Origin of the sequence: Bradyrhizobium sp., assembly GCF_035309285.1 — a bacterium.
Lineage (GTDB): Bacteria > Pseudomonadota > Alphaproteobacteria > Rhizobiales > Xanthobacteraceae > Bradyrhizobium.
This window is the reverse complement of sequence record NZ_DATGFH010000062.1, coordinates 24610-47128: the sequence shown is the minus strand read 5'-3', so window position 1 is coordinate 47128 and position 22519 is coordinate 24610. Positions and strand designations below refer to the sequence as shown.

General features: G+C 64.4%; 20 protein-coding genes. 9 read left to right on the top strand and 11 right to left on the bottom strand.

The window, feature by feature from the left end:
• The 4 genes from VKR55_RS12665 to VKR55_RS12650 all read left to right on the top strand — a co-directional run.
• Positions 1–220 (top strand): hypothetical protein (locus VKR55_RS12665; RefSeq protein ID WP_324403694.1); only part of this gene is annotated, 220 nt, incomplete at its 5' end.
• A 558-nt stretch (positions 221–778) separates the two neighbouring features.
• On the top strand, positions 779–1645 hold the full coding sequence (locus tag VKR55_RS12660) for a beta-keto acid cleavage family enzyme (protein ID WP_324403693.1): 867 nt from the start codon (positions 779–781) through the stop codon (positions 1643–1645).
• Positions 1646–1767: 122 nt separating this feature from the next.
• Positions 1768–3384: an acyl-CoA carboxylase subunit beta gene (locus tag VKR55_RS12655; protein ID WP_324403692.1), complete on the top strand. Its 1617-nt coding sequence runs from the start codon at positions 1768–1770 to the stop codon at positions 3382–3384.
• Between the two features lie 8 nt (positions 3385–3392).
• Positions 3393–5381 (top strand): acetyl/propionyl/methylcrotonyl-CoA carboxylase subunit alpha, encoded by a 1989-nt coding sequence (locus VKR55_RS12650; RefSeq protein ID WP_414642351.1) that lies wholly within the window; start codon positions 3393–3395, stop codon positions 5379–5381.
• Between the two features lie 5 nt (positions 5382–5386).
• Here the strand turns inward: VKR55_RS12650 and VKR55_RS12645 are convergent, their stop codons facing one another.
• The 7 genes from VKR55_RS12645 to VKR55_RS12615 all read right to left on the bottom strand — a co-directional run bounded on the left by VKR55_RS12645 (position 5387) and on the right by VKR55_RS12615 (position 12858).
• Positions 5387–6184 (bottom strand): hypothetical protein, encoded by a 798-nt coding sequence (locus VKR55_RS12645; RefSeq protein WP_324403689.1) that lies wholly within the window; start codon positions 6182–6184, stop codon positions 5387–5389.
• 108 nt (positions 6185–6292) lie between these two features.
• Complete coding sequence (locus VKR55_RS12640; RefSeq protein WP_324403687.1) at positions 6293–7285, bottom strand: ABC transporter ATP-binding protein; 993 nt, start codon at positions 7283–7285, stop codon at positions 6293–6295.
• Complete coding sequence (locus VKR55_RS12635; RefSeq protein ID WP_324403685.1) at positions 7282–8295, bottom strand: ABC transporter ATP-binding protein; 1014 nt, start codon at positions 8293–8295, stop codon at positions 7282–7284. The genes VKR55_RS12640 and VKR55_RS12635 overlap by 4 nt, the downstream gene beginning before the upstream one ends.
• Complete coding sequence (locus tag VKR55_RS12630; RefSeq protein WP_324403682.1) at positions 8295–9188, bottom strand: ABC transporter permease; 894 nt, start codon at positions 9186–9188, stop codon at positions 8295–8297. The genes VKR55_RS12635 and VKR55_RS12630 overlap by 1 nt, the downstream gene beginning before the upstream one ends.
• A 10-nt stretch (positions 9189–9198) precedes the next feature.
• Positions 9199–10146: an ABC transporter permease gene (locus tag VKR55_RS12625; RefSeq protein ID WP_324403680.1), complete on the bottom strand. Its 948-nt coding sequence runs from the start codon at positions 10144–10146 to the stop codon at positions 9199–9201.
• Positions 10147–10191: 45 nt separating this feature from the next.
• The gene (locus tag VKR55_RS12620; RefSeq protein ID WP_324403678.1) at positions 10192–11802 is read right to left on the bottom strand and encodes an ABC transporter substrate-binding protein; all 1611 of its coding nucleotides are present in this window, start codon (positions 11800–11802) and stop codon (positions 10192–10194) included.
• A gap of 180 nt (positions 11803–11982) precedes the next feature.
• Positions 11983–12858, bottom strand: coding sequence for a LysR family transcriptional regulator (locus VKR55_RS12615; RefSeq protein WP_324403676.1), 876 nt, complete (start codon positions 12856–12858; stop codon positions 11983–11985).
• A gap of 91 nt (positions 12859–12949) precedes the next feature.
• Here VKR55_RS12615 and VKR55_RS12610 point away from each other — a divergent pair, with 91 nt between their 5' ends.
• Positions 12950–14116, top strand: coding sequence for a YbfB/YjiJ family MFS transporter (locus tag VKR55_RS12610; protein ID WP_324403674.1), 1167 nt, complete (start codon positions 12950–12952; stop codon positions 14114–14116).
• Positions 14117–14121: 5 nt separating this feature from the next.
• Here VKR55_RS12610 and VKR55_RS12605 read toward each other — a convergent pair whose 3' ends face one another.
• The gene (locus tag VKR55_RS12605) at positions 14122–15672 is read right to left on the bottom strand and encodes an AMP-binding protein (protein WP_324403672.1); all 1551 of its coding nucleotides are present in this window, start codon (positions 15670–15672) and stop codon (positions 14122–14124) included.
• Between the two features lie 15 nt (positions 15673–15687).
• A complete protein-coding gene (locus VKR55_RS12600) occupies positions 15688–16842 on the bottom strand; it encodes an iron-containing alcohol dehydrogenase (RefSeq protein ID WP_324403670.1) in 1155 nt (384 codons plus the stop codon).
• A 166-nt stretch (positions 16843–17008) separates the two neighbouring features.
• Between VKR55_RS12600 and VKR55_RS12595 the strand changes: the two genes are divergently transcribed.
• Genes VKR55_RS12595 through VKR55_RS12585 form a run of 3 tightly spaced genes read left to right on the top strand, consistent with a single transcriptional unit; the run spans position 17009 to position 18513 of the window.
• Positions 17009–17443, top strand: coding sequence for a hypothetical protein (locus tag VKR55_RS12595; protein WP_324403668.1), 435 nt, complete (start codon positions 17009–17011; stop codon positions 17441–17443).
• 40 nt (positions 17444–17483) lie between these two features.
• Complete coding sequence (locus VKR55_RS12590) at positions 17484–17798, top strand: YciI family protein (protein ID WP_324403666.1); 315 nt, start codon at positions 17484–17486, stop codon at positions 17796–17798.
• 52 nt (positions 17799–17850) lie between these two features.
• Complete coding sequence (locus tag VKR55_RS12585; RefSeq protein ID WP_324403664.1) at positions 17851–18513, top strand: winged helix-turn-helix transcriptional regulator; 663 nt, start codon at positions 17851–17853, stop codon at positions 18511–18513.
• Positions 18514–18566: 53 nt separating this feature from the next.
• On the opposite strand, the gene VKR55_RS12580 is transcribed toward VKR55_RS12585, so the two are convergent.
• Positions 18567–19436 (bottom strand): phytanoyl-CoA dioxygenase family protein, encoded by an 870-nt coding sequence (locus VKR55_RS12580; RefSeq protein ID WP_324403662.1) that lies wholly within the window; start codon positions 19434–19436, stop codon positions 18567–18569.
• Between the two features lie 121 nt (positions 19437–19557).
• Between VKR55_RS12580 and VKR55_RS12575 the strand changes: the two genes are divergently transcribed.
• Positions 19558–20553 (top strand): LacI family DNA-binding transcriptional regulator, encoded by a 996-nt coding sequence (locus VKR55_RS12575; RefSeq protein ID WP_324403660.1) that lies wholly within the window; start codon positions 19558–19560, stop codon positions 20551–20553.
• Here VKR55_RS12575 and VKR55_RS12570 read toward each other — a convergent pair whose 3' ends face one another.
• Entirely contained in the window at positions 20554–22329 is a 1776-nt protein-coding gene (locus tag VKR55_RS12570) for an acyl-CoA dehydrogenase family protein (protein WP_324403659.1), read from the bottom strand.
• Between the last annotated feature and the right edge of the window lie 190 nt (positions 22330–22519).

Here is a 22519-nt window from a genome sequence, read left to right as displayed (position 1 = left end):
AGTCCTCAATCCGCGCAGGAAGCAGGCTGGCTTGATCCCGGCTCTCGCCGGCCTTGAATGGGCGATTCGTCATGAACCGAATCGTACATCAATTGCGGCAAATGCCGAGTTCTTGCCCAGCCTCGACGCGCAAATCGCTTCGCCTTATCAGAAGGCGCTTCGCGTTAAGTCAAGTCGCTCCGCAAAAAATATTTCGCTTCCGTTTTTCAGAACGCTATGATTTGTTTCGTCCATCCCACCCCGGCACAAGGGGCGCTTCGGCCGATCGTCACGAAACGTGGGGCGGGAATGCGATGGACGTGTTGGTGCGCTCGGACGAAGCGCACTCGACGCGGACGGCGAAAGCGTGTGGTCCTGACGCCCCGACGCTGGCGTCAAGTCGGCGGGCGAAGGCCTGCAGGCGACGGGGGCTATCAAGCCCGGCACCCCGGGGAGAGCGCGTTATAAGCCGTAAACCATCGCGCAGGGAATGCCGGATTGTCTTTGGCTGACCTGTTGTTGCTTGCGTGCGTTCTTGCGCTTCCATTTGCACGCAAGGCTCACGGGTGCGGCCATGCATCCGGTGTTCCCTGCGCCCTTGTGTCTTCGAGGGCCACGAACGATGCATCACTCGGGCAAAACATGTCGCGGGAATGCTGCCGCGCACCTTCTGCATTGGCGTGAGATTGCAGCGGCTCGGCTTATTGCTGACCGAAACGCCTAGCCGGTCGACGCAAGAAGGCGTGGCGAGCGGGCCGCCATCATGCCACACTCCGTCTAGCCCAACGAAACGAGTGTCATGAGCGACAAGGCCGTCATCACCTGCGCGCTGAACGGCGTGCTCACCGACCCCAAGCAGCATCATGTCCCGGTCACGCCGGAACAGATGGCGCGCGAGGCGAAAGCGGCGTTCGACGCCGGCGCCAGCATCATGCACATCCATCTGCGCCGGCAGGAGCCGAACAAGGGCCATCTGCCGTCCTGGGAGGTCAGCGTGTCGCGCGAGATCCAGCAGGCGATCCGCGAGGCCTGTCCCGGCGTCATCATCAACCACACCACGGGCACGTCGGGCCCGAACTATCAGGGCGCGCTCGATTGCGTGCGCGAGACCAGGCCGGAGATCGCGGCCTGCAACGCGGGCTCGCTGAATTATCTGAAGGTGAAGGCCGACAACACCTGGGCCTGGCCGCCGATGCTGTTCGATAATGCGGTGGAGAAGGTGCAGGACTATCTCGACGTGATGAAGGAAGCCGGCACCATCCCGGAATTCGAATGTTTCGACGTCGGCATCGTCCGCTGCGTCGGCATGTACCGGCAGACCGGCATGTATTCCGGGCCGCTCGAATATAATTTCGTGATGGGCGTGGCCTCGGGCATGCCGGCCGATCCGGAGTTGCTGCCGATCCTGTTGAAGCTAAAGGCGCCGGAAGCGCATTGGCAGGTCACCGCGATCGGCCGCGCCGAGATCTGGCCGCTGCACCAGCGCTGCGCCGAACTCGGTGGCCATCTGCGTTCGGGGCTGGAGGATACCTTCTATCTCGGCGACGGCACCAAGGTGACATCGAACAGGCAGCTCATCGAAGCGCTCGCCGCCTGTGCGAAGCGGGCGGGGCGGGAGATTGCGTCGCCTGCCGAAGCGCGCAAGATCTTTGGGGTGAGGCATTGACTAACCCCGATCGTCATTCCGGGATGGCCCGCAGGGCCAGGCCCGGAATCCATATTCCCCGGCCGTGGTTATGGATTCCGGGCTCGCGCTGCGCGCGCCCCGGAATGACAAGGTGATAATTTATGGCAACAATCGAAAACACCATCGCCACCGGTAGCGAAGCCTTCAAGGCCAATCGCTCCGGCATGCTGGCGTTGATCGCGCGGATGCGCGCGCTGGAGGAGCGCACGCGCGCCGCGTCCGCCGCCGCCAAGGATCGTTTCCACAAACGCGGGCAGCTCCTGCCGCGCGAGCGCGTGGCGCTGGTGCTCGATCCGGGCTCGCCCTTCCTCGAGCTCTCGACGCTGGCGGGCTACATGTTCGACGTGGCGGACGCCGACAGGAGCGTGCCGGGCGGCGGCGTGATCGCGGGCATCGGGTTTGTCAGCGGCATCCGCTGCATGGTCTCCGCCAATGATGCCGGCATCGATGCCGGCGCATTGCAGCCGTTCGGGCTCGACAAGACACTGCGGGTGCAGGAATTGGCGTTGGAGAACAAGTTGCCCTATGTGCAGCTCGTCGAAAGCGCCGGCGCCAACCTGTTGCGCTATCGCGTCGAGGATTTTGTCCGCGGCGGCAACATCTTTCGCAATCTGGCCCGGCTGTCGGCGGCGGGATTGCCGGTCGTGACCGTCACGCATGGGTCGTCAACCGCGGGGGGTGCGTATCAGACCGGCCTCTCCGATTACATCGTCATGGTGCGCGGCCGCACGCGCGCCTTTCTTGCAGGCCCGCCGCTGCTCAAAGCCGCCACCGGCGAGATCGCGACCGAGGAAGAGCTCGGCGGCGCCGAGATGCACACCTCGATCTCCGGTCTCGGCGACTATCTCGCCGAGGACGACCGCGATGCGCTCCGCATCGCGCGCGAGATCATGGCGAAGCTCGCATGGGACCGGCCACCTGCGGGCAACCCGACCTTCAGGCCGCCGCGTTATGACGCCGAAGAGCTGCTCGGCATCATGCCGATGGATCACAAGCGTCCGGTCGACATGCGCCAGGCGATCGCGCGCTTCGTCGACGATTCCGATTTCACCGAGTTCTCGCCGAATTACGGCCCGGCCACCGTCTGCGGCCATGCCCGCATCGAGGGCCAGGCTATCGGCATCATCACCAACAACGGCCCGCTCGATGTGCCCGGCGCCAACAAGGCCACGCATTTCATCCAGGCCTGCTGCCAGACCCGCACACCGCTGCTCTACATGAACAACACCACCGGCTACATGGTCGGCCGCGCCTATGAAGAGGACGGCATGATCAAGCATGGCTCCAAGATGATCCAGGCCGTGACGTCGGCGACAGTGCCGCAGGTCACGCTCTATTGCGGCGCCTCCTTCGGCGCCGGCAATTACGGCATGTGCGGCCGCGGCTTCCATCCGCGCTTCTGCTTCTCCTGGCCCAATGCCAAGACCGCCGTGATGGGCGGTGAGCAGGCCGCCGAAACCATGGCGATCGTGACCGAAGCGGCGGCGATCCGGCGCGGCAAGCCGATCCCGAAGGAGAAGCTGGAGGCGATGAAGGCAGAAATTGTCGGCGTGTTCGACGGCCAGATGGACGTATTCTCGACGAGCGCGCGCGTGCTCGACGACGGCGTGATCGATCCTCGCGATACCAGGGGCGTGCTTGCGGAAGTGCTCGCGATCTGCCGCGAGGCCGGGACGCGTAACCCGCAAGCCATGCAGTTCTCGGTGGCCCGGCCATGACCGGCGCGATGAAGCGAACGCCGTTCTTCAAGATCCTCGTCGCCAATCGCGGCGAGATTGCGCTCCGCATCATGCGCACCGCGCGGTGGCTCGGCTATGGCGTGGTCGCGGTCTATTCCGATGCCGACCGCGACGCGCTGCATGTGCGCGAGGCGGACCAGGCGGTGCGCATCGGTGAGGCGCTGCCGGCGCAATCCTATCTCGACATCGGCGCGATCATCGCGGCGGCGAAGGCGAGCGGCGCCGGCGCCGTGCATCCGGGCTACGGCTTCCTCGCCGAGAATGAGGAATTTGCGTCGGCCTGCCGCGACGCCGGCCTCGTCTTCATCGGCCCCTCGCCGGAGGCGATCAAGGCGATGGGCAACAAGGCTGGCGCCAAGGAGTTGATGGCAAAGGCCGGTGTGCCCGTTGTGCCAGGCTATCAGGGCGCCGACCAGAGTGACGCTGCGATGCTGCGCGAAGCGGAAAAGATCGGCTTTCCCGTGATGATCAAGGCGGTCGCGGGCGGCGGCGGGCGCGGCATGCGGCTGGTTGCGGATGCAGCCGCGTTTGGCGAGGCGCTGCGCAACGCGCGGTCGGAAGCCAAGGCTGCGTTTGGCGATGGCGGCCTGATCCTGGAGCGCGCGATCCAAAATCCGCGCCACATCGAGATCCAGGTGTTCGGCGACCGCTATGGCAATGCCATTCATCTCGGCGAGCGCGATTGCTCGGTGCAGCGGCGGCATCAGAAGCTGATCGAGGAAGCACCGTCTCCGGCGGTCTCGCCGCAATTGCGCGCGAAAATGGGCGCTGTCGCGGTCGCTGCCGCGCGGGCGCTGAACTACGAAGGCGCAGGCACGCTCGAATTCCTGCTCGATCAAAGCGGCGCGTTCTATTTCATGGAGATGAACACGCGCCTGCAAGTGGAGCATCCCGTCACCGAGGCGATCACCGGGCTCGACCTCGTTGAATGGCAGTTGCGGATCGCCGCCGGCGAACCGCTCCCGCTGCGGCAGGAGGAAGTCGCGTTTTCCGGCCATGCCATCGAGGTGCGGCTGTGCTCGGAAGATGCAGGCCACGATTTCATGCCGCAATCCGGAGTCATGGCGCGCTGGCAGATGCCGGAGGACATCCGTGTCGAGCATGCGCTGCTATCGGGCTCCGGGATTCCACCGTTCTACGATTCCATGATCGCCAAGCTGATTGCCGTCGGCCTGAGCCGGGAAGAGGCGCGCAGCCGGCTGATCTGCGGCCTGGAACAGACGGTCGCCTTCGGTGTGACCACGAACCAGTCATTCCTGATGGCCTGTCTGCGGCATCCGATCTTTGCGCGGGGGGCCGCGACCACTGGATTCATCGACGATCACCGCAACGAACTCGTGATCGGCGACCACCGCGAAGAAGCGCCGGTGCAAGGCGTTGCTTCGGATGCGGCGCTCGCGGCCCTGCTGCTCTTCGTCAGCCACGCCCATGTGCGCGAATGGCGCAGCGGCCGCTCGCTGGCGGCGACCTTCGCCGTGCCGATGCGGATCGAGATCGAGCACACCCCACATGATCTCGAAATCCACCGCGAGCGCGAGGGCAATTATCTCGTGCGTACGGAGGGAAGCGAGCATCGCTTCGAGATCGAGGAACTCGTCAGCGAGAGCATCCGCTTCGTCGCCGGCGGCGTGATGGAAGCCGTGCGGTTCTACCGTGATGGCGACCGGCTCTATTTCCTGCATCGCGGCGTCACGCGTGCCGTGCGCGATCTGACCCTCGCAGCACCCGAAGCGGCTGCAGCGAGCGGCGGCGACGGAAAAGTCCGCGCCGCCATGAACGGCCGCGTCGTCGCGGTGCTGGTGAAGCCAGGCGACCGCGTCGCGGCCGGCCAGCCCGTGATGACGCTGGAAGCCATGAAGATGCAGCACGTCCACGCCGCCGGCATCGCCGGCACGGTGTCGGCGATCGACGTGGTCGAAGGCGAGCAGGTCACGACGGGCAGGATCGTCGTCGAGATCGAGGCGATGGCGAATTGAGACGATTACTTGCAGCCCGTGCCGCTGCAAAGGGTTTCTGGAAAGTCCTGGAAATTGCATTCCGGCAGCGGGTGCTGGGGGCGGAAGGTGATCGGCGACTGGTAATAGCCTTTGCCGTTATGGCCGTCCCATTGCACCTTGCCGGTGCAGATCCTGACCTCGTCGTCGAGCTGAACGCGGACGGAATACTCGATCGGGTCAGGATGGGAGGTCTGATACGCCTTCACCTCGACGCGGTACTCGCCGTCGGGCGGCGAGGTCCAGGCCGCGTGCTCCTTCGGATCGGTGACCGGGTTGATCATCTTCTGGTTGGCGTCGACGTCGTGGACGCCGTCGCCGCAGATGCCCGGACCCTGCTGGCCCGCACGCGGCGAGATCACGCCGCCGGGACACTTCACGGTAAGATCGAGATCATCCGTCGTGTTCCACCACAGCGTGATTTCAAGCTTGCCGCGGCGGCCGACGATCGGGCCGGGGTTGATGATTTGCGCCCGCTGCGGCGGGGCGGGGGAGGGCTGCGGCGCCGGCCGCGTTTGCGGAGGGCTTGCGGGGGGCGCCGCGACAGGCGCGCAGTTGGCGACCCGGGCGATTTTCAGCTCGGCATCGTGGATGCGATTCTGGATGGCCTCGCGCCGCGCCATAGCCCGGTCGCGCGCGCTGGTGTCGACCGGAACCGGGCAAAATCGTGCTGCCGTCGAGAGGAAATGCGGGTGGCCGACGTCGCAGGCGTCAAGAAGGAGAAAGCCGCCGGCGGCCAACATCAGACCAAATGCGGTCCACAGGAGAATTTTGACCAGACGCATTCCCTGATCGCCCCAGCGCAATATCGGCCCAGCGGCCCTGGTATCACCAAAACACGAATATGGGTGAGACTAGCGCATGGCCGCGAAAAAGGGGAATCCCGCAGCCGGCTATTCCGCCCGGCCCGTCCCTTCATTGAGCAGGCACGCGACCTGATGACCGGGGCCTGCATCCTTCAGCGCCGGGCGTTCGACCTTGCAGCGGTCGATGGCGTAGCGGCAGCGGGTGTGGAAGGCGCAATCCGAGGGCGGATTGACCGGGCTCGGCACGTCACCATCGACCAGCGGTCGGAGCCGCTTCACTTTGGGATCGGCGACCGGCACGGAGGCGAGCAGCGCCTGGGTATAGGGATGGCGCGGATTTTTGAACAGCTCGGTCTTGTCGGCGATCTCGACAATGCGGCCGAGATACATCACCGCGACGCGGTGGCTGATATGGGCGACGACCGCGAGATCGTGCGCGATGAAGAGATAGGAGAAGCCGTGCTCGCGTTGCAGGTCGATCAGGAGATTGATCACCTGGGCCTGGATCGACACGTCGAGCGCCGAGACCGGCTCGTCACACACGATCAGGCGCGGGCCGAGCGCCAGCGCACGCGCGATGCAGATACGCTGGCGCTGTCCGCCGGAGAATTGGTGCGGATAGTTCTTCATCTGGTCGGGCCGCAGGCCCACCTGCTGAAACAGGTTTGCGACCCGGTCCTGCTTTTCGCTGCCCGAGGCGAGCCCATGCACGCTCAGGGGCTCGCCGACGATGTCGCCCGCGGTCATACGCGGATTGAGCGAGGCAAACGGGTCCTGGAATACGATCTGCATCGAGCGCCGGACCGGCCGGAGCTCCGGCTTGCTGAGATGGGTGATGTCCTTTCCGTCGATGCGGATTTCGCCCGATGTCGGTTCGACCAGCCGCAGCACGCTGCGCGCTACCGTCGATTTCCCGCAGCCGGATTCGCCGACGAGGCCCAGCGTCTCGCCGACTTGAAGGGAGAAGCTGACACCGTCGACCGCATGCACGGTGCCGACCCTTCGGCGCAGTACGCCGGCGCGGACCGGATAATGCTTGATGAGGTCGTTGACCTCGAGCAGGGCGTGCGATTCGCTCATGATGCCGCCATCGTTTCCGCCGCGCGCCAGCAGGCCGCGAGATGCGGTCCCCCGAAGTCTTCCAGCGGCGGATATTCGGCATGACAGCGGTCGATCGCAAGCGCGCAGCGCGGCGCGAAGGCGCAACCCTTTGGCAGCCTCGTCAGCGGCGGGACGGTGCCCGGAATCTCCGCCAGGCGCTCATTGCCTTTGCTTTGCTGCGTCGGCACCGCAGGGATCGAGGCCATGAGCCCGCTTGTATAGGGATGCAAGGGTTTTGCGAACAGGCTCTCGACGTCGGCTTCCTCGACCTTCCTGCCGGCATACATCACGATCACGCGCTGTGCGGTCTGCGCCACCACGCCGAGGTCATGCGTGATCAGGATCAGCCCCATGCCCAGCTCTTTCTGCAGATCGAGCATCAGCGCCAGGATCTGCGCCTGGATCGTCACGTCAAGCGCGGTGGTCGGCTCGTCCGCGATCAGCAGCGCGGGCCGGCAGGCGAGCGCCATCGCGATCATCGCGCGCTGGCGCATGCCGCCGGAAAGCTGGTGCGGATATTCCTGCGCGCGCCGCGCCGGTTCGGGGATGCGGACGAGGCGCAGCATCTCCACGGCCTGGTCCCATGCGGCCTTGGCACTCATGTCGCGATGCAGCCGAACCGCCTCGCGGATCTGGTCGCCGATCCGGATCACAGGATTGAGCGAGGTCATCGGCTCCTGGAAGATCATGGAGATGCGATTGCCCCGGATCTCGCGCATCTTCGCCTCGTCGAGGCCGAGCAGGTCGGTGCCCTCGAGCATAACCTCGCCGCCGACAATACGGCCGGGCGGATCGGGCACCAGCCGCATGATCGACAGCGCGCTCACGCTCTTGCCACAGCCGGATTCGCCGACGATGGCGAGCGTCTCACCGCGCTTGACGTGGAAAGAGACGTCGTCGACTGCGCGGAACAAGCCGGAACTGGTGAAGAACACTGTTTGCAGGCCCTTCACCTCCAGAACATTGGCCTCGGAAGCTGCTCCGCTCATCAGCCGCGTTGCCTCGGGTCGAGGATGTCGCGCAGCGCATCGCCGAACAGGTTGGTGCCGAACACGGCGAGGCTGATCGCAATCCCCGGGAAGATCACAAGCCATGGCGCGGTGCGGACATATTCCGCCGCCGATTCTGACAGCATCCGTCCCCAGGACGGATACGGCTCGGGAATCCCCAAGCCCAGGAACGACAGCGAGGCTTCCGTCAGGATGGTCGAGCCGAGCTGCGCCGTCATGAGCACGATCAGCGGCGCCAGCGTGTTCGGCAGCACGTGGCGGATCGCGATCCGCACCTCGCTCATGCCGATGGATTTGGCGGCCTCCACAAAGGGCTGCTCGCGCAGTGCCAGCGTGTTGGCGCGGATCACGCGCGCCACGATCGGCACCAGGGGAATCGAGATCGCAAGGATCACGTTCGGCAGCGACGGGCCGAGTGCCGCGGTCATCACCAGCGCCAGCACGAGCAGCGGCAGCGCCTGCATGATGTCGGTGACGCGCTGGAACACGAGATCGACCCAACCCGAGAGATACCCGGAGGCAAGCCCGATCGCCACTCCGAAAATAGCGCCGAGCGTGGTCGAGCCGATTCCGACCGCCAGCGAAATGCGCGCACCGTGGATGATGCGGGCGAACACGTCGCGGCCAAAGGAATCCGTGCCCAACCAGTGCTGGGCACTGGGGGCGGCGAGCGCATGGGCGGAATCGACTGTCAGCGGACTGTAGGTGCAAATCAGATCGGCAAACAGCGCGGCGAACACGAACAGCGCCATGATCACAAATCCGACCGTGCCGAGAAGGTGGCGTCGCGCCAGGAATTTCACGCGCCGCCACGGACTCGTGGCATTGGCCCCGGCGCGCCGCAGTTCGTTGTCGAAGTTGATGGTGACCAAAGGCGCCTCTTCAGTCGGTATAGCGGATGCGCGGATCGAACACCGCATAGAGCATGTCGACCGCGAAGTTCGTGACCACCACGACGAGCGCGATGAGCATCACGAGATTCTGCACGATCGGGTAGTCGCGCCAGCGGATCGCCTCGACGAGGAAACGCGCGACGCCGGGAACGTTGAATACGGTTTCAGTGACGATCAATCCGCCGATCAAAAACGCCGCCTCGATGCCGACCACGGTGATGACGGGCAGGATCGCGTTCTTCAGCGCGTGATGGAAATTGACGGACGTTTCGGAGGCGCCCTTGGCGCGCGCGGTGCGGATGTAATCCTGCCGCAGGATCTCGAGCATCGAGGAGCGCGTGATGCGCATGGTCAGCGCCGAGGAGCGGAAGGCCACCGCGAGCGAGGGCAGGCAATAGGTCGAGAACATCTCGCCGAACGTCTTCGGGTTCGGATTGAAGATCGGGATCGAGCCGAACATCGAGACCCCCGCCATCAGGATCAGAAGGCCGAGCCAGAACGCGGGCAGCGACAGGCCGCTCAGGCTGACCACGCGCAGGACATAGTCGATCTTCGTGCCCTGCTTGACCGCGCTGAGCACGCCCAGGGGAATGCCGATCGAAGCCGAGAACAACAGCGCGAGCGCGGCAAGCCGCGCCGTGATCGGGATCCGCGGCAGGATCTCTTCGAGCGCCGGCTTCTCCGAGACATAGGAATAGCCGAGGTCGCCGTGCAAGAGTCCGAAGATCCAGTGCAGATACTGCATGACCAGCGGCTGGTCGATGCCGAGCTCCCGTTCCAGGTTGACCTTGTCCGCCGGATCGACATAGCCGGCGGCGGCGAACAGGATGTCGACGATATTGCCGGGAACGATGCGCAGCAGGAAGAAGATGACGATCGAAATCCCGATCAGGGTCACGATCATCAGCGCGAGGCGGCGCACGATATAGGCAAACACGTGGCCTCACTCCCCTGTTGGCCGGCATCTCAGGCGGCAGCGGACTTACTTGTCCAGCCACACGTCCTCGTAGCGAAAGCCATTATAGGAGCTATTCGACATGATCGTGACCCCCTTGACATAGGGTTGCCAGCAGGTGCCGGCTCGCGCATGAAGGATGATCGGACGGGCGACATCTTCCTGCAGCTTCTTGTCGATGTCCCAGACCAGTTTCTTGCGCTTGTTGATGTCGGTCTCCTGCGATTGCATATCGAACAGCTTCTCGATGTCCTTGTTGCAATAGTTGGTGTAGTTCCGCTCCGAGCCGCAGGAATAGTTCTCGTAGAAGGACTGGTCGGGATCGTCGATTGCATTGCCGGTCAGGTTGAGGCCGAGCATGTAGTCCTTGCGCGCGACTTTCGGGAACCAGTTAGCGGTCTCCACGACATCGAGCTCGGCGTCGATATAGATGCTCTTGAGCTGGTCAATCAGAATCACCGCGGGATCGCGATATTCGGCGAGATTGCGTGTCGAGACCTTGACCGCAAGATGCTTGTCCGGGCCGTAGCCCGCCTTCTGCATAAGCTTGCGGGCTTCCTCGCGGTTGGCGTTCACGTCGGAGCCGTACCCCGGAATGGTCTCCAGCATGTCTTTCGGCATGCCCCAGAGACCCTGTGGCGGCGGCAGCATGGTGCCGCCAATATCGGCCTGGCCCTCGAACAGGATATTGACGAAAGCCTTGCGGTCGAGCGCCAGCGCCATCGCCCGGCGGATATCGATGTTGTCGAACGGCGGCGAGGTCGAATTGACGATGATGTTGGTCGAGACGTTGGTCGGCTCGACAACGCAGACCGCATTAGGCGCCTGCGACTTGATGTCCTTCAGGAGCGGGATCGTGATATGCGTCGGGAAGGTCATATCGAACTTGCCGGCGACGAAGGCGAGAATCGCAGTCGAGCGGTTCGGGATGATGGTGTACTCGATGCCGTCGAGATAGGGCCGGCCCTTCTTCCAGTAATCGGGATTCTTGGTCAGCTTGATCGATTCGTTGGCCTTGAACTCGACGAACTTGAAGGGCCCGGTCCCGATCGGGTGGGTGCGCATCTCGGCCGGCGAAACGTGGCAGGGATAGATCGGCGTGTAGCCGGAGGCCAGCATGGCCAACAGCGAGGGTTGCGGCCGCTTCAGGTCGAAGGAGACCTCGAAATCGCCATTGGTGGTGACGTCGTTGACCTGACTGTACCAGGCCTTGCGCGGATTCTGCCGGAGCTTCTGCTGCGACTTGCCCATCAGCAGATCGAAGGTGCATTTGACGTCGGCCGATGTGAACGGCTTGCCGTCATGCCACTTGACGCCCTGCCGCAGCTTGAACGTCAGCTTCTTGTGATCGTCGCTCCAGGACCAGCTCTCGGCCAGCTCGGGCCTGACCGTGTCAGGGCTGTTCTGCGCTATGTGCTGGTCGTAGATGACGAGGTTGTTGAACACCCCCATGAACGGCACGTTGACCGAATAAGTCGCGGCCTCGAGGATGGACGCGTTGGCCGGGCTGTCGCGGTGATAGATCCGCAGGATGCCGCCGTATTTCGGTTGCTCGGCCGCGTGTGCGACAGATGAAGCCGCCAGCAGCGGAAGCGCCATGGATAGCGCAATGGCGGCGAACGCGCGCACGCTCAACATGTCGAGCCTCCCTCGAAGTTTTTCAAGTTTTCGGCCTTGCATTTGTGATCTTGCCGATTTGACCGCGACGATAGCTAGGGGGGCATGGTGAGGCAACCAGCCAAGACGATCAGTCGCATTGGCAATTTGGATGACGGCCGCGTCCGGGCTCTAAAGTCCGGCCGTCTGCGTTTGGCGAAATCAAGCCGCCTGCCTTTGCTTCGGCAGCGATGCGAGCAATGTCCTCAGCGCCAGTACCGAGGTCGAAATTTCGCCGCGGCGCCAGACCAGCGGCGTCGTGATCTGGCTTTGCGCCTTCGGGATCGGATTGAGCCGCACCTTGACCTGCGGCATGGCGTCGAGCACGGATTCCGGCACCAGCGCAATCCCGGCACCCGCCGTCACGCAGGCGACGATGGCGTGGTAGGACGGCAAGTCGAGCACACGAAAGCGCGCGAGGCTGTTGGCACCAAGCCAGCGCAGCAGCACGCGGCGGTAGGCACAGCCTTCCGGAAACGCGATCAGGGACAGCCCCTCGACGTCGCGCGGGCGCGTGATCGGCCGATGGTCCGCGCTCGAAATCAGCGTCAGGCGCTCCTGAAACACAGGAATGTGCTCGAAGGACTGTCCGCCGGGCGGCTCGGCCATGAAGGCGGCATCGAGCTTGCGCTCGGCGAGAAGGCCGAGCAGCGAGTCGTTGGTGCCGGTCGAAAGCTCCAGCCGTACATCCGGATAGCGGGCATGGAAGCCGGCGAGGATCGGCGGCAGGCGGCTCGCGGTCGTGCTCTCCAGCGCGCCGAGCTTGAAGGCGCCGCGCGGTGCTGTGCCGGACACCACATCGCGCGCTTCCTCCGAAAGCTGGATCAGCCGCTCGGCATAACCGAGCAGGAGCTCGCCGGCCGGCGACAGATGCAGCCGCTGCTTGTCGCGATGAAACAGCTTGACGCCCATCGAGGCTTCGAGCTGCTTGATGCGGGTCGTCACCGCGGACGGGACGCGATGCAGCTTGCTCGCCGCGCGGATCACCCCGCCTTCATCCACGACGCTCTTGAACACCTCGAGATCGGCGAAATTCATGGCAGCGGCCCCATTCGTCATATGAGAATATCTATAGTCAACTATTTCAATATCATAGAATATATGGATTTGCTAATCCTGCAGCATGAAAATGCAAAAACCAGCCATTTCCGCCGCTGCCGCCGCTTCGATCGGACTGCTGGCGCTCGCGAGCGCCATGGGAATCGGGCGGTTTTCGCTGACGCCGATGCTGCCCTTGATGCAGCAGGACGCGCATTTGACGCTCACGGTCGGCGGCTGGCTCGCGACCGGCAATTACATCGGCTACCTCGCCGGTGCGCTGGTCTGCATCCTGATGACGCCACGCCCCGCGCCTGCGATCCGCTGGGGCCTTGTGGGCGTCGGCCTCACCACGCTGCTGATGGGATTTTCGGAATGGCCGGCGCTGTGGCTCGCGCTGCGGTTCCTCTCCGGCGTCGCCAGCGCTTTTGTGCTGGTCGGCACCTCGGCCTGGGCGATGCCGATCCTGCGCCAACACGGCAAGGAGGATTGGTCGGCTCACGTCTTTTCCGGTGTCGGCATCGGCATCGCGTTCGCCGGGCTGTTCGGGCTTGCCGCCGGCATCGATGCCTGGAGCTCGCGCGTGACCTGGATCGTGCTTGGCGCGGTCGCAGCCGTCCTCGCGGTGATGCTATGGCAGCCGCTCGCTGTCGAAGCAGTGCCGCAGGCGCAGGCGGGCGAACAACGCCGTCGCGCGTTGCCGCGGCCCGCGCTCGTCGCGGCTGGCTGCTACGCCGCGTTCGGCTTCGGCTACATCATTCCGGCGACATTCCTGCCTGCGCTCGCCAGAGGCTATATCGACGATCCCGCGATGTTCGGCCTGATCTGGCCGGTGTTCGGCGCGGCCGCGGCGCTTTCCACCCTTGCCAGCGCCTTCCTCGGCCGCAGCCTCGCGCCGCGACAATTGTGGACACGGGCGAAATGGGTGCTGTCGGCCGGCGTGCTGGCGCCGGCGCTCGCCGTCAATGTGCCGACACTTCTGTTATCGGCGGTCTGCGTCGGTGGCACCTTCATGATCATCACCATGGCCGGCATCAAGGAAGCGCTGCGGCTTGGCGGCGCGCCGGCCTCGCTCGCCGTCGGCGTGATGACGGCGGCCTTCGGCGCGGGCCAGATCGCAGGACCCCTGATGGTGAGCCTGCTCGGCCGCTCGGGACACGCGTTTGCGTTCGCGAGCATCATCGCTGCCGCTTGCCTCGTCGCCGGCAATTGCGTGCTGATGATCTTCGACCACCCAGTCGTGCCGGAGAAGGCCTGAAGCCGTCACACGATTCGCGAGGTCTTGTTGCCCCAATAGCGGTCGCGCAGTAGCCTCTTGTAGAGCTTGCCCGTCGGCAGCCGCGGCAACTCGGCCTCGAAGTCGATCGAGCGCGGCACCTTCTGGCGCGACAGCGACTGGCTGCAGAATGCGATCAGCTCTTCCGCCAGCGCCTGGCATGGCTCGACGCCCGGCATCGGCTGCACCACCGCCTTCACCTCCTCACCGAGGTCGGCGTTGGGCACACCGAACACCGCGGCGTCCGCGATCTTGGGATGGGTGATCAGGAGATTCTCGCATTCCTGCGGATAGATGTTCACGCCGCCCGAGATGATCATGAAGGTGGCGCGGTCGGTGAGATAGAGATAGCGGTCGGCATCGACGTAGCCGACGTCGCCGACCGTGCTCATGCTGCCGTCCGGCGAGCGTGCGTCTTTGGTCCGCGCCGGATCGTTGAAATATTCGAACGGCGTGGCGGTCTTGAACCAGACCGTGCCCGCGGTGCCGACCGGGCATTCCTGCATGTTCTCGTCGAGGATATGCAGGTCGCCGAGCAGCACCTTGCCGACCGTGCCGCGATGGGCGAGCCATTCCGCGCTGTTGCAGGCGGTGAAACCGAGGCCTTCGGTCGCGCCATAATATTCGTGGATGATCGGGCCCCACCATTTGATCATGTCGTCCTTGACCAGCGCCGGGCAGGGCGCGGCGGCATGGATCGCGATCTCGAGCGAAGAGAGGTCGTAGCGCCGGCGCACCTCCTCCGGCAGCTTCAACATGCGCGAGAACATGGTCGGCACGAGCTGGGTGTGGGTGATGCCCCATTTCTCGAGCAGCGAGAGATAAAATTCCGGATCGAATTTCTCCATGATGATCGCGGTGCCGCCCATGCGGATGGTGAGATTGACCGCGGCCTGCGGCGCCGAATGATACAGCGGCGCCGGCGAAAGATAGACCATGCCCTCGCGATAGTGCCAGAGCTTCTCGATGAAATCGAACAGCGGCAATTGCTGCGACGGCGGTTGCTCCGGCAGCGGGCGCAAGATTCCTTTCGGCCGCCCGGTCGTTCCCGAAGAGTAAAGCATCGCAGTGCCGACCGATTCATCGGCAATCGGCGTTGCCGGCAGGCCCTTGGTCGCTTCCGCCAGGCCCACGATGCGATCGCTCTCGCTGGCGCCGTCGGCCACGATGCAGAGCTCAATCCCGGGGCACTCCTTGATCGCCTCACGCGCGATGTCGAGCTTGGCCACGGAGGTGATCAGGATGCGCGACTGGCTGTTCTGCAGGATGTAGGCGAGTTCGCCCGCGGTGAGAAAGGAATTGACGCAGGTGAAATACAGCCCGGAGCGCTCGCCGGCGCCGCAGGATTCCAGATAGCGGCTGTTGTTCTCCATGAAGATCGAATAATGGTCGAGCCGCTTCAAGCCGTGCCGGCGAAACAGATGCGCCAGGCGATTGGAGCGCGCCTCCAGCTCCCGGTAGGTCACGGTCTTGCCGGTGGACGCCATGATGAAGGCGGGCTGCAGCGGACGCAGATGCGCGTGCTTGCCGGTGTACATTGTCTAGCATTCCCCCTAAGCGGCCAGTTCCAGGATCGCACGCACTTCGGCGGGCCCATAGATCTTGCGTGGATTGCGCGGCACCCATGGTGTGTGCATCGCGGCCCTGGCGATGGCGTCGAAATCGTCCGCCGCCACCTTCACCTCGCGCAGGCTGCGCGGCATGCCGAGACCACGGATGAAGTGGTCCAGGACCTCGCTTGCGTCCTTGCCCGGTTGTCCCATCGCTTCGGCGACGAGAGCCTGGCGCTCGGCATTGGCGGATTTATTCCAGCGCATCACCGACGGCAGCATCACGCAGGACGTGTAGCCGTGCGGCACGCCATGCGCCGCGCCGAGCACGTAGCCGATGCCGTGGCTTGCGCCCATCGGTATGCCCGACGTCAACGCCCCCATCGAGAGCCAGGTGCCGATCTGGCAATCCATCCGCGCGTCGAGATCGTGCGGATCCTGCTTCACGCGCGGCAGGCCCGAGGCCAGCATCGACAGGCCCTTCAGCGCCTGCGCATCGGAATAAGGATGGGCCTCTTGCGCGCAGATGCCCTCGACGCAATGGTCGACGGCGCGGATGCCGGTCGAGAGAAACAGCCATTCCGGCGTGTGCAGGGTCATCGCGGGATCGAGGATGACGGCGCTCGGCATGACGAGCGGGTGACGCACGCTTTCCTTCACCTTGGTCGCCATGTTGGTGACGCCGGCATTGGCGGAGAAGTCGCCGCCTGCAATCGTCGTGGGCACGCTGATCTGGCGCACGCTGGGTGCCATCATCGGCGGCGGAGCGCCTTTTGCGGCGCGGATCGCATCGATGCCGTCGACGGTGCGGACGTTGTTGGCGAGACAGAGCTGAACGGCCTTCGCGCCGTCGGTGATCGAGCCGCCGCCGACGGTGACGATGAGGTCGGCATCGGCGGCGCGCGCCTGCTCGCTCGCCGCGATCACGGCTTCGCGTGGCGTGTGCTGTGGCATCGCATCGAAGATGGCAACGCAACGGTTGCCAAGAGTGCGCTGGATTTTCGCGATCGCGTCGGTTTGACGCCGGAGCGTGCCCGACACCATCAGGAAGGCGCGGGAGGCGCGCAGGCGATCCATCTGTGTGATGATCGCTTCGGCCGCCGGCTCGCCAAATACGACCTCGTCCATCGCACCGAAAACCACACGGCCTCTATGCACGTTTGTCCTCCCCGGACTTTTTGTTGGTTCGTTGGAGGGATGTTAGCGGAGCAACGGAAGCGCGTCATGCCTCATGATGGCGCATGTCAGGTCGTCGGCCCTGAAGGCCTTGACTTCATAATATGAAGTAAAGAATATAGAAACAGTAGTATTTGGGAAGGCCGTCATGACAACGCTTCCGGTACAAGGCACGCGCGCAGCCGCCGGCCGATTCTGGCTCGGGGTTGCCGCCTATCTGGTTCCGACCTTTCCGATTGCCTATGCGTGGCATCTCGTATGGTTTGCGCCGAGCTACGAGGCGCTCCAAATCTATCGGCCCGATCCGATCATCCCCTTTGGCCTGCTCTCGATGCTGATCCAGGGCGCGATCTTCTCGTGGGCCTATCCGCGGCTGTTTCCCCAACCGGGCAGCGCCATCTGGCGACCGGGACTGCTCTACGGGGCCGCGCTTGCGATCCTGTCGTGGTCGTTCACGACGCTCGCGGTCGCGGCCAAGAACATCATGGGTTCGGTGCCGACCTATATCGCGCTCGAGACCGGCTTCACGCTGCTGCAATTCGTCATCGTCGGTCCCTTGATCGCGCTGGCCTACCGCCGCTGAGCATCGCAACGCATTAATTCCTCGAAGCAATGGAATCACCATGGCGAACTACGTCCTTGCCTATCACGGCGGTAGAAAATTCCAGACGCCGCAGGAAGGCGCGGCCTATATGCGGAAGTGGAAGGCGTGGATGGCTGGCCTTGGAGACGCGGTGGTCGATCCGGGCAAGCCGCTCGGGGCCGGCAAGCTTGTCAGCGCCACGGGTGTGTCGGATCGCGGCGCAAATCCGCTGAGCGGATTCTCGATTGTCGCCGCCGACAGCATGGAGACTGTGCTCGAGCTCGCGCGGCAATGTCCGCATCTCGATCACGGGACCATCGAGGTCGCCGAGGTCATGGAGATGCGCATGCGATGATCGTGTCGAACCGACAATTGACGGCGGAAGGCGTGTCCGCCATGTCTACGAGATGAGCGGAACACGTTACGCGCAGTTCTGTGCGCTCGCCCGAGCGGCGGAGATTATTGGAGAGCGCTGGACGCTTCTCATTATCCGCGAGCTCTTGCTCGCCCCGACTCGTTTCGGCGACCTCGCCGCAAGGCTCAACGATGTCAGCCCGGCGCTCCTGACCGGACGCCTCAACGCATTGATCGACCATGGCGTGGTGCGCCGCGCGACCTTGCCGGCGCCATACAACGCGCAGGTCTACGAGCTTACCGAGATCGGTCTCGCGATCCAGCCTGCGATCCGCGAGCTGATCCGCTGGGGCGGCCGTTTTCTCTTCCCGATGCGCGAGGACGATGTTTTCGAGCCGGACTGGGTGCTGCTCGCGCTCGACGCCATTGCCGAGCGCAGTCCGACGCCGGTTTGCCGCATCACCTTGCGTGTTCCGCATGCGGGCGGCAGGGCAGGATTCATTATCGAAGGCGGATCGCAAGGCACGAGGATCGCCAGGGGAGAGTTGGCCGAAGGGGCAGCAATCGAAGCGCGCTTCGACACATTCCTGCAGATTCTCACCCGCGACCTATCGCTCGAAGAAGCCGCGTCAAAAAAGCAGGCTCGACTCGAGGGCAGCGAACGGACGCTGCGCAAGCTGCCGCAACTGTTCGATCTTGCGACGGCGCGCCGCTGATCCGGCTTGAAGTGCTGAAAGCGCCCGCGTTGCCGCGGGCGCTTTGCAGAGGATCAGGCGGCCCTGGTGAAGTAGGACTTCTTCGATGCCGATTGCGTCTCGTAGATCGAGCCCTGGCGTTTCGCGGGCGGCAGGGGCATCCGCACCGGCACCTCGGTCATGCGCGGGGCGATGACGACATCGCCGGCGAGGATGCGGCTATTGAATTCGTCGAAATCCTTGACCCCCATCAGTGGCCACGCGTCGCTGGCGGCGACTTCATAGAGCAGGAGGTTGCGCGGCCGATCGGAGGTGTTGGTGGCAGAGCCGTGCAGCGCGCGGACATGGTGGAACGACATGCTTCCCGCCTTGCCCATGCAGGGCACGGCGCGTCCGATCTCATCCTTGATGAGTTCGGGATCGATCAGGCCCGCGAAGTAGCCTTCCTCGTCATGGTGATTCCAGATTTCGCGCGTGTGCGTGCCCGGCGTCACCAGCATCGGTCCGTTGGAGAGGTCGCAATCGTCGAGCAGCACGCCGATGGCAAGCACGTCGTCATTGGTGTGCGGATAGAACGCCCAGTCCTGATGCCATTCGACCGGCGAGCCATATTGGGCCGATTTCATGTTGAGCTTGGAGCCGTGCAGCCGCAGCCCCGGCCCGATCAGCTTGGTCAGGATGTCGATGACCGGCTTGCTGCGCACGATTTCATCGAAGATCGGGTGCACCTTGTGCGGGGTCTTGATCCGGCGCACGCGCGGATTTTCTCTGGTGTGGGTCGGTTCGAGGTCGTAGACGGCGTTGTGCTCGGTGACTTCGGCCGCACCGGCCACGGTTTCCGCCACCACCTGGCGGACCCGCGCGAGCGTGGCGGTATCCAGCACCTCCGGCACCACGATCACGCCGTCCTGGCGGTAAGTCTCGACATCCCTTTCCGAAATCATTCCAAGGCTCCATTAGTTAGTACAAGACTATGTTAGCGCTGTCATTCATGATGCTAGCGCTAACATCGTGCGCTCGCAAGAGCTTTGGTGTATTCAGACCTGGCGATTTTGAGTGGCGGTTATGAGTTCCCCTGATTCCGACCCGCAACCTGTGCCGACCTTGTCCGCCGTCGCGGACCTCGCCGGCGTCTCATCCATCACAGTCAGCCGTGTGCTGCGGCTGCCGGAGAAGGTTGCGCCCGAGACCCGTGCGAGGGTTGAGGCGGCGATGCGCCAGCTCGGCTATGTGCCAAACCAGATCGCGGGCGCGCTCGCCGGCGCGCGCACCAAATCGGTCGGCGTGCTGGTGCCGACCATCGCCAATTCGATCTTCGCCGACACCGTGCAGGGCCTGTCCGATGAGCTCGAGCCGCTCGGCTATGCGGTGATCCTGGCGCAGTCGCGCTACGACGCTGCGCGCGAGGATCGCATGCTGTCCGCGCTGCTCTCGCGCCGGCCCGAGGCCATCATCATGGTCGGATCGCCGGCGACGGAAGACGGCGCGCGGCTGTTGCGGCGCGCGGGCATTCCCGTGGTGGAGACATGGGAGCTGCCGCCTCAGCCGATCGATGCGGTCGCGGGTTTTGACAATTACGCCGCTGGTGTCGCGGTCGCGCAGCATCTGCTTGCGCAGGGGCGCAAGCAATTCGCCTTCATCGGTGGCGACGATCCGCGCGCGACGCGGCGCTGGAACGGATTCCGCGAAACCTTGCTCCAGGCCGGCGTGGCGGAGCCGCGACGGCTGGTGCTGGAGCGCAACGCCTCCGGCAGTGTCGCGGCGCTCGCGGAGCTGCCCGGGGTGGACGCGCTATTTGCCGCGAACGACGCGCACGCGATCGGTTTCATGTCGGGCCTGCGCAAGGCGGGCCTGTTGCACGATGGTCCGGCCTCCGCGCAACCGGTCGCCGTGATCGGGCTCGGCGATCTTGAGATGGGCCGCTTGATCGCGCCGAGCCTCTCGACCATCCGCGTGCATGGCGATGCCATCGGCCGGACGGCGGCACGGCTGGTGCTATCGCGCGAAGGGCCGCGCCGTGTCGATCTCGGCTTTGAACTCGTGCTGCGCGACAGCGGCTGATCAGCCGGCGATGAGGCCTGCGATCTCGGAGAGCGAAATCTTGCGCTCCGCAAAGATCAATTCCGCGGCCTCGCCTTCCCAATCCATCGCAGGCGGCTCGAGCGGATCCTGTGCGGAAAGCCGATGCTCGAGGATGAACCGCGCCAGCAGCGCGCGCCGCGCGTCGACGTTCGGGCGGCTCGCTTCCCAGGTCATCAGCACTGCGCTTGTTGCATGATAGAGGTTGCTCGCGGCCTGCCGCGCATGGGCTTCGAGTGGCGGCGCGGCCGCGACGCGCTCGGCGAAATCGAGCGTCCGTTTCAGCTTTTCGCGCAGCCGATCGCGGAAGGCGGCAGGGATCGCCTCGGATTCATCCAGCAGTTTCGCAAGCGCCGCACCAAGTGCGCGATGCGCGCCGCTCTTGCCGACGGCGCGGGTGATAATGTCGATCGCATTGATGTTGCTGGTGCCTTCCCAGAGCACGCCGAGATGCGCATCCCGCACCAATCGCGCATTGACCCATTCCTCGATGTAGCCGTTGCCGCCGCGCACCTCCATCGCGCCGGTCGCGACCGGAATATTGTCGCGGCAGGCGCGGAACTTCAGCAGCGGCGTCAGGATGCGCAGAATGTCCGCGGCGTCCCTGTCCCCGGCGTTGGCGCGGTCCATTGCGCTCGCCGCAAACAGGAACATCGACAGCGCCTGCTCGACCGGCAGCGCGATCTTGAGAAGCTGGCGCCGCAGCAGCGGATAATCGATGATGGTGTGGCCGAAAGCCTTCCGTCCGCGTGCGCAGGCCATCGCCTCGTTGAGGCAGCGGCGCATCATCGCCGCGGCACGCACGCCATGCGATAGCCGCGACAGGTTGACCTGCTCCATCATCTGCTTCAGGCCGGCATTGATATCGCCGACGAGATAGGCGAGGGCGCCGTCGAGCAGGATCTCGCCGCTCGCCATCGAGCGGGTACCGAGCTTGTCCTTCAGCCGCACAATTCGATAGCTGTTGCGACGGCCGTCCTTCAACCGGCGCGGAAGCGCGAACAGCGCGAGTCCCCTGGTGCCACTGGCTGCGGCTTCCGGCCGCGCCAGGATCAGTGCGACATCGGCATCGGCGTGCGAGCAGAACCATTTGTCGCCATAGAGCCGCCACTCGCCGTCCTCGAAGCGCGCGGTGGTCTCGATCGTGCCGACATCCGAGCCGCCGGCCCGCTCGGTCATGAACTGCGTGCCCTTCCAGAGCGTGGCGACATCGCTCGCGAGCATTTTCGGCAGAAGATAATCCTGCAACGCCTTATCGGCGAATTTCCGGATCAGGTGGATCGAGGTGTCGGTCACGCTGATCGGACACATCAGGCCGAACTCGGCCTGCACGAACAGATATTGCAATGCGTATTTGGCAACAGCCGGCAGCGGGCGGTCCATGCCGAGCGCGCCGGCGCGATGGCTCATGGCATGGAACTGGAAGTCGCCGAACGCGATCGCCTCCATCTCGCGATAGGACGAATGATAGTCGATCCAGTCTTCATCGCGACCGAAGCGGTCACGCGGGTTGAGGATCGGCGCATGCTTGTCGGCGATGCGGGCAAGCTCGTCGAGCCGGCCGCCGGCCAACTCGCCCAGGCGATGGAAATGCGGTTCCAGCCGGCGAAAGTCATCTGCTACCAGATAAAGCGGCAGCAGATCGCGCAAGGCCCGATCAATGGCATAGAAATTCTGACCTGAGCCATCGGGCGCGAGATGATCCGGACCTCGGCCGGCATTGACCGCTAACGACGGGCGAACAGAAATTGCATCCACGGTCGACCTCATGTCGTCTGTGACGGCGAGCCTCCCCATTCGGGCAGTACCGGCCTTTTGCCGATTATTCCATCTTCACGGACCCCATCGCAAAAAATTTGCGCCACAAACCCGGTGTATGAAACCGCGATCCCGGCCTTGAACGCGGACCGTGCAGGTTGCATCTTGGCCCTGCCCAATCCCCCGGGGC

Coding starts and splice junctions, on each gene's coding strand:
- VKR55_RS12660 (WP_324403693.1), top strand. CDS start 779: ATGAGCGACAAGGCCGTCATCACCTGCGCGCTGAACGGCGTGCTCACC.
- VKR55_RS12655 (WP_324403692.1), top strand. CDS start 1,768: ATGGCAACAATCGAAAACACCATCGCCACCGGTAGCGAAGCCTTCAAG.
- VKR55_RS12650 (WP_414642351.1), top strand. CDS start 3,393: ATGAAGCGAACGCCGTTCTTCAAGATCCTCGTCGCCAATCGCGGCGAG.
- VKR55_RS12645 (WP_324403689.1), bottom strand. CDS start 6,184: ATGCGTCTGGTCAAAATTCTCCTGTGGACCGCATTTGGTCTGATGTTG.
- VKR55_RS12640 (WP_324403687.1), bottom strand. CDS start 7,285: ATGAGCGAATCGCACGCCCTGCTCGAGGTCAACGACCTCATCAAGCAT.
- VKR55_RS12635 (WP_324403685.1), bottom strand. CDS start 8,295: ATGAGCGGAGCAGCTTCCGAGGCCAATGTTCTGGAGGTGAAGGGCCTG.
- VKR55_RS12620 (WP_324403678.1), bottom strand. CDS start 11,802: ATGTTGAGCGTGCGCGCGTTCGCCGCCATTGCGCTATCCATGGCGCTT.
- VKR55_RS12615 (WP_324403676.1), bottom strand. CDS start 12,858: ATGAATTTCGCCGATCTCGAGGTGTTCAAGAGCGTCGTGGATGAAGGC.
- VKR55_RS12610 (WP_324403674.1), top strand. CDS start 12,950: ATGCAAAAACCAGCCATTTCCGCCGCTGCCGCCGCTTCGATCGGACTG.
- VKR55_RS12605 (WP_324403672.1), bottom strand. CDS start 15,672: ATGTACACCGGCAAGCACGCGCATCTGCGTCCGCTGCAGCCCGCCTTC.
- VKR55_RS12595 (WP_324403668.1), top strand. CDS start 17,009: ATGACAACGCTTCCGGTACAAGGCACGCGCGCAGCCGCCGGCCGATTC.
- VKR55_RS12590 (WP_324403666.1), top strand. CDS start 17,484: ATGGCGAACTACGTCCTTGCCTATCACGGCGGTAGAAAATTCCAGACG.
- VKR55_RS12585 (WP_324403664.1), top strand. CDS start 17,851: ATGAGCGGAACACGTTACGCGCAGTTCTGTGCGCTCGCCCGAGCGGCG.
- VKR55_RS12580 (WP_324403662.1), bottom strand. CDS start 19,436: ATGATTTCGGAAAGGGATGTCGAGACTTACCGCCAGGACGGCGTGATC.
- VKR55_RS12575 (WP_324403660.1), top strand. CDS start 19,558: ATGAGTTCCCCTGATTCCGACCCGCAACCTGTGCCGACCTTGTCCGCC.